Genomic DNA, 6107 nt, shown 5'->3' with positions numbered 1-6107 from the left:
ACTGCCGCCGCGAACCTAAGCCTCTGCAAGCTCAACCAAACCCAAAAATGTAGTGGTAACACTCGCGCCGGTGCGTGCATGTCATTGAACAAAAATGCCTTTTCCAAAAGCACTGTTCAAGTTGGGCCAAGATGCGCCATGCTGACCTCGCCCGGTCGCGCCTTCAGGCCGCCACCGACCAGGGCCGCCATCGACGCGCTATGATGCGGATTACGAAATGGCCGGGCGCGGCTGATCCGCCCGCCCTCCAGCGTGCCGGCAACACTGGCGACCATCGATGTTTCCAGCGCCTCGGTCGGCGTCAGCTCGGGCAATATGCCCGGCAGGCAGCTCGCCATCAGCGACTTGCCGGCGCCCGGCGGCCCGACCATCAGCAGATTATGGCCGCCGGCCGCCGCGATCTCCAGCGCGCGCTTGGCGCTTTCCTGCCCCTTCACCTGGCGCAGGTCAGCGGCCCGCATCGGCGGCTCGACCGCGCCGGGCTGGGGCGGCGACAATGCCGCCGTGCCCTTGAAATGATTGAGCAGGCTGAGGAGATCGGGTGTCGCCACGACCTCCACCTGCCCCGCCCAGGCGGCCTCGCTCCCCTGTGCGGCCGGACAGACCAGACCCAGATCCTGTTCGCCGGCATGCAGCGCCGCCAGCAACACGCCGGGCGACGGCGCGGTACGGCCGTCCAGCCCCAGTTCGCCGACGACGATATAGCCCGCCAGCGTCTCGGCATCGATCACCCCCATCGCGCCGAGCAGCGCGACGGCAATCGGCAGGTCGAAATGCGATCCTTCCTTGGGCAGGTCGGCGGGGGAAAGATTGACGGTGATCCGCTTGGGCGGCAGCGACAGGCCGATCGCGGCGATCGCATTGCGCACCCGCTCCCGACTTTCGGCCACCGCCTTGTCGGGCAGGCCGACGACGATGAAGGCGGGCAATCCCGGAACAAGCTGGCACTGCACCTCGACCGTGCGCGCCTCCAGGCCCAGATAGGCCACCGTCGAATGTAATGGGACACTTGGTTCTTCCAAAAAGGGATGAGGGCGGGATTTCCCGGAATTCTCCGGGATGGCGTGGTGAAGAACGCCCATAATCCGGGGGTTTTGCGGGCTTCTGAGCATCCGCTAATCGCCTCGATTTGCTGTCTTCCTAAAGTGGGCAAAACTGCCAGTTCGCCCACTTACGAGGCCGCCAACGAGAGGCATCGGGCAAGATCGAATGCGCCCTCTTAATTGCCTCTTAATGGCGGTTTTCTGCCGTTTTTATTGCGCCGCATGGCGGCGCTTTGTCCTGGCCAATCTACCAGTTTCAATTTTTCCGCAAATTTTGCGCCTTATGAAGGCGTGCTAAGTGGGTAGTCACTGAAATATATGCATTAAATGCGGAATTTTTGGGGTTTCATGGGGCCTTGTGTGCATTGGAAGTGGGTGACTTTTTGAAGTTCACCCATCCGTCCGCGCGACCAATCACCCCTCATTCATCATGATGGTCAGTTCCGTGGCCAGCGGCATCACGACATCGCCCGCGAGTATCCTGCGGAAAGCCACGAGCAAATTCTTAGCGCCTCTCGCCAATTCTTTGTCCAGAAGGCGAGAGGCGGCAAGCTCGAAATTATCCATTTCTATCGCACGAAACAAAAGCCCGTCAGGTTCCAAATCACCGTCTTCCTCAACTGTCGTCTCAATCAGATAACGAATGACAAGCGCTTTAGAAAATTGCCTCTTTGAGGTGTCAATGCTGGAGAACTCATTGCGGGCAATTTCATTTCTTCGCCGAAAGACCAGATGATTAAAGACGACATGACGCCCTTCATCCGAGATAGCCCCCTTAGCGCGCCACTGCTTGATTGTCGCGGGAGCATATCCCAGGATCGCCGCCAGTTCCTCGTCAGCGGCAACGCCTAATTGGTGCTTGACTTCATCCACCTGAGCGCCGGGAATAATCGATTGATCTGAGAGCAAATGAAGTGGCGCGCCGGATGCCATGCGATCGTCTGCGACTGGATCACCGACCTGATGCGGGGAATTTGCTTCGGCATCCCCATTCGATCGCCGTCCAGTCAGGATATATGTCGCGTCCGCGCCAACACCGGCCCACGCAATCACTGCGGTGATAAGGGGGGAGGAATCGTCCTTCTCCCAACTGACCATCGCGCGCTTCGAAGCGCCAACAACTGCAGCAAATTCGGTCTGGTTCATCCGTAACCGCTGCCGCTCTTCGCGAAGTCGTGCGCCTAGAGACACCTTTTCCCTTTCATTGCTTGCCATGTGCGACAATCTGCACCATACGTAGTGAAGTTGGGCGCACTATTTTAGTGCGCTTTCACGCACATGGAGGTTCCAGTGACCACTGCTTGCACCCCAGCGATGATTCGGAAAGCACTTTCTCGCATTGGGAAGTCCCATTCTGACGTGGCTCGCGATCTAGGAGTAGACCGCGCCGTTGTTCGCGGCCTTCTCTATGGTCATCTTAAAGGTGCTCGGGGAGACGCCCATAAGGTTGCGGTCGCGCTTGGCATGAAAGACGGCGTCATCGTTGATGATACCACTCCGATTGCAGATGCTATCAAGGCAGCAATCGCAGCATGAGTTCGGTGCGCGAGATAATGTCGCTGCCCATCGCAGACATTGCGATCGGGCCTCGCATCGGCTTTTACAACGCGGATCATGCGCAACGCCTTGGCGCGAGCATCGAGGCCGTTGGCCAACATGATCCGATCCATGTCAAGCGAAACGGAAATGCTGCGAAGCTGCCCTGGACGTTGGTTGCGGGCCTTCACCGCTTGCGCGGCGTCGAAGCAATTGGACGCCTTGAAGTCGATGCAATTCAGATAGCGGACGCCACCGCTACCGACGCCGATCTGCGCCGCCTCGAACTCTCCGAAAACGCCGATCATCGGCATCGCCGTCCTATCGAACGCGCGATCATGATGATCGAATATGCGCGTCTGGAAGAGGCTTTAGATCATCCGGGCCACGTCGGGGAATCCCGGCAGGCTCGTGCCGCGCGGATCACAAATTCCGCTTCCGTCACCGTGACGGAAGCGCCCGATTATCGTGCAAGAACGGCCTATGCTTTTGGCATTTCGATAAGCACTTTAGAGCGCAACAAGCGGATTCATAGCGCGATTGTCACTGCGCTGCCCGATCTGGCCCAGCGGTTCAACGACCATAGCCTTGGTGAAAGCCTGTCCGCCGTCACGCGCGTCGCTCGCATCAAAGAGGATGATGCACGCCGCACGGTTATTGAAGCGATCCTAACGCGCCCCGACTGGAATTCAGTCGATGAGGTCTTGAAGGAGGCTGGACTATCCCACGGCACTGGCTTCCGAGTGGAGCCTCGCGCCATGATGATGGACCGGTGGCAGCGGTTAACACTGACCGAACGGCAGGCTCACGTCGAATGGCTTGCCGATGAAGTCACCCCCGGCATGGCCAAGGATATGGTCGCCCGTTTCAAAGCGCGGGGTGTGCTGTGAGCGCGCGCCGTCATTCTCTTGATCTGTCCTCAATTGGCGGGCGCTTGCAGGCAGAACGATTGCGAATCGACATATCCCAGACAGAGGCCGCCCAACTTGCAGGCATGTCGAAAGGCGCGTGGATCGCATGGGAAAGCGGCAAGTCCTTCCCAGACGCGCGCGTTCTTGCTGCCTTTGCGCATGCTGGCGCGGACGTGCTGTTCATCATCACCGGCCAGCGCATCAAGGCCGACGCGATCCCGGCGCAGGAACCGCTTGTAGGCGTAACAGTCCGGCAGGCGCTCGCGATGCTCGATCCAGTCGATCGCCATCGGCTGTTGCTCGATCTGCTGGCGGGAGAACTGTCCGCGTGACATTGGCCGCCGCCTCCTATTGGCTGACCGCTTCGGAGATCGCTGAGCAGCGTCTCCCCGGCCTGCCCGCCGACAAGCGCGCGGTGAACGCGCACGCGGCGGCGATGGGCTGGGCCGATGCGGTCGGCGCGGACGGGAGTCCGCTGGCGCGCAAGCGCGCGGCGCGAGGCGGTGGCATGGAATATCACGCCAGCCTGTTCCCGCCCGAGGCGCAGCAACGGCTGGCGACGCGGATCGATATCACGCCGATCGCGGCGAATGATACCGACGACGGCCTTATCGCCTGGGCATGGTTCGACCAGCAACCGGCGCATGTGAAGGCGGAAGCCGAGAAGCGCCTGACGATCCTCAACGAAATAGAGGCCCGCGTGCTGAGCGGATCGACCAAGACGGCCGCAACGGCATCGGCGGCTATCCGCCATGGCTGCACCGATCGCACCATCCGCGACTGGTTCGGCCTCGTTTTCGGCGTTCCTCGCGCCGACTGGCTCCCGCGCCTCGCGCCGCAACGCAAGGGCGGCCGCGACAAGGCTGAGATCGACGTGGAAGCGTGGCGCATCCTCAAGACGGACTATCTGCGCCCCGAAAAGCCGAGCTTTTCAGCCTGCTACAACCGTCTGGTCGAGGACTATGCCAAGCCCAAGGGCATCGTCCTGCCGAACAAGAAGACGCTGGAACGCCGGTTGGCGGCAGAAATCAGCAAGCTGCTGAAAACGGCGAAGCGTGAAGGCAAGGAACAGGCGCGCCGCACGGTGCCGCCGATGCGCCGCACCGTCGCCGATCTGCACGCCATGAAGGCGGTCAACACGGACGGCCACACCTTCGACGTGTTCGTCCAGTGGGAAGACGGGCGCATCGGTCGCCCGGTCATGGTCGGCATCCAGGACATATTCAGCCGCAAGCTGCTGGCGCACCGGATCGACGAAACCGAAAGCATGTTGCTGGCGCGCATGGCCTTTGCGGACCTGTTCCGCGATTGGGGAATCCCCGCCGAAGCCGTGCTGGACAATGGCCGCGCCTTCGCCTCCAAGGCGATGACGGGCGGCGCGAAGACGCGCCACCGCTTCAAGATTAAGGACAGCGATCCGACTGGCGTCCTGACCTCGCTCAACATCACCACGCACTGGACGATGCCCTATCGCGGCTCTTCCAAGCCGATCGAACGGGCATGGCGCGACCTGTGCGAGGATATTTCGAAGCATCCCGCCGTTGCCGGTGCCTATACGGGCAACAAGCCCGACGCGAAGCCCGAAAACTACCGGGATCGCGCTATCCCCATCGCTGAATTCCGTGCTCATGTGGCGCGCCGGATCGCGGCCCACAACGCCCGCACCGGACGCAATACGGAAATGGCCAAGGGCGATAGCTTCGACGCCGTTTTCGCTGCCTCCTATGCGGTTTCCCCGATCGGCAAGGCCAGCGATGCGCAATTGCGCCGCGCGCTGCTGGTGGCGGAAGATCGCCGCTGCCACCGTTTGGACGGATCGATCAGGCTGGCAGGCAACATTTACTGGTCGCCTGAGATGGTCGAACTGGCGGGCGAGAAGGTCAGCGTGCGTTGCGACCCCGACAATCTGCATAGCGAAATCCACGTCTACCGGCAGGGCGACGGCGAATATCTGCACACGATCCCGGTGCTGGAAGCGGTCGGCTTCTTCGACAAGGCCGGTGCCGAGCGCCGTGGCAAGCTGGAGAAGGACGTGCGCCGCAAGGTTCGCGCCGCAGAGGAAGCCGCCGAATTGCTGCGTATCGATCAGGTGGCGGAACTGCTGTCCGGTCCTGTCGCACCGGCTCCCCAGCCGGTGGCGGGCGTAGTCCGGCCGGTGCGCCATCGTGGCCAGACCGCCGCCGCCATCAAACCCATTCAGCAGGCCGATGCCGAGCCTGCCGCCCCCGACTTCATGGACGCCTTCACAGCCGGAACCCGCCGGTTGCGAGCCGTCGAATGAGGATGGCCGCGCCGGATTGCCCTCCGACGCGGCCGGTTTTGCCCGCTAGAGCAAAGGAAGACGTAACATGGAAGTGGTAGCAAGCAACAGCCCGGTCGAAGTCGAGGCCCGTGCCTGGCTCAACGCGCACAAGGATGAGGAAGGGCTTAGCTGGCCGCAGATCGGCAAGCTGACCGATGTGTCCGGATCGACGCTCTCGCTGTTCTCCACCGGCAAATATGCCGGGAACAACGCCAGCGTGGCCACCAAGGTGCTGGCCTATCGCGAGCGCCTGACCACGCAAGCCGAGATCGCCGCCGACGCGCCGCTGGTGCCGGAATGGTATGACACGCCCAC

General features: G+C 61.7%; 6 protein-coding genes and 1 pseudogene. 5 read left to right on the top strand and 2 right to left on the bottom strand.

All coding sequences use genetic code 11. The annotated features are described in order from the left end of the window. Positions 1 to 125: 125 nt before the first annotated feature. Both CG471_RS28515 and CG471_RS28510 read right to left on the bottom strand, forming a co-directional pair. Positions 126 to 1022, bottom strand: a pseudogene (locus CG471_RS28515) (YifB family Mg chelatase-like AAA ATPase); the annotation flags it as partial. Between the two features lie 435 nt (positions 1023 to 1457). Further along, a complete protein-coding gene (locus CG471_RS28510) occupies positions 1458 to 2189 on the bottom strand; it encodes a hypothetical protein (protein WP_099234513.1) in 732 nt (243 codons plus the stop codon). A gap of 132 nt (positions 2190 to 2321) precedes the next feature. On the opposite strand from CG471_RS28510, the gene CG471_RS31870 reads away from it, so the two are divergent. The 5 genes from CG471_RS31870 to CG471_RS28485 all read left to right on the top strand — a co-directional run. Further along, a complete protein-coding gene (locus tag CG471_RS31870; RefSeq protein WP_373562081.1) occupies positions 2322 to 2579 on the top strand; it encodes a hypothetical protein in 258 nt (85 codons plus the stop codon). Then, positions 2576 to 3469, top strand: coding sequence for a ParB N-terminal domain-containing protein (locus tag CG471_RS28500; protein ID WP_099234511.1), 894 nt, complete (start codon positions 2576 to 2578; stop codon positions 3467 to 3469). Before CG471_RS31870 ends, CG471_RS28500 begins: the two co-directional genes overlap by 4 nt. Beyond that, entirely contained in the window at positions 3466 to 3822 is a 357-nt protein-coding gene (locus tag CG471_RS28495; RefSeq protein WP_099234510.1) for a helix-turn-helix domain-containing protein, read from the top strand. Before CG471_RS28500 ends, CG471_RS28495 begins: the two co-directional genes overlap by 4 nt. Beyond that, positions 3819 to 5771: a transposase domain-containing protein gene (locus tag CG471_RS28490; RefSeq protein WP_180275832.1), complete on the top strand. Its 1953-nt coding sequence runs from the start codon at positions 3819 to 3821 to the stop codon at positions 5769 to 5771. Before CG471_RS28495 ends, CG471_RS28490 begins: the two co-directional genes overlap by 4 nt. A gap of 67 nt (positions 5772 to 5838) precedes the next feature. Next, positions 5839 to 6107 (top strand): hypothetical protein (locus CG471_RS28485; RefSeq protein WP_143560306.1); only part of this gene is annotated, 269 nt, incomplete at its 3' end.

This window comes from Sphingobium sp. IP1, assembly GCF_002708645.1.
Lineage (GTDB): Bacteria > Pseudomonadota > Alphaproteobacteria > Sphingomonadales > Sphingomonadaceae > Sphingobium > Sphingobium yanoikuyae.
This window is presented reverse-complemented; position numbering and strand designations above follow the sequence as displayed.

Excerpts from the sequence above, each read along its gene's own strand:
- CG471_RS28510 (WP_099234513.1), bottom strand. The coding sequence starts at position 2,189 with ATGAACCAGACCGAATTTGCTGCAGTTGTTGGCGCTTCGAAGCGCGCG.
- CG471_RS31870 (WP_373562081.1), top strand. The coding sequence starts at position 2,322 with ATGGAGGTTCCAGTGACCACTGCTTGCACCCCAGCGATGATTCGGAAA.
- CG471_RS28500 (WP_099234511.1), top strand. The coding sequence starts at position 2,576 with ATGAGTTCGGTGCGCGAGATAATGTCGCTGCCCATCGCAGACATTGCG.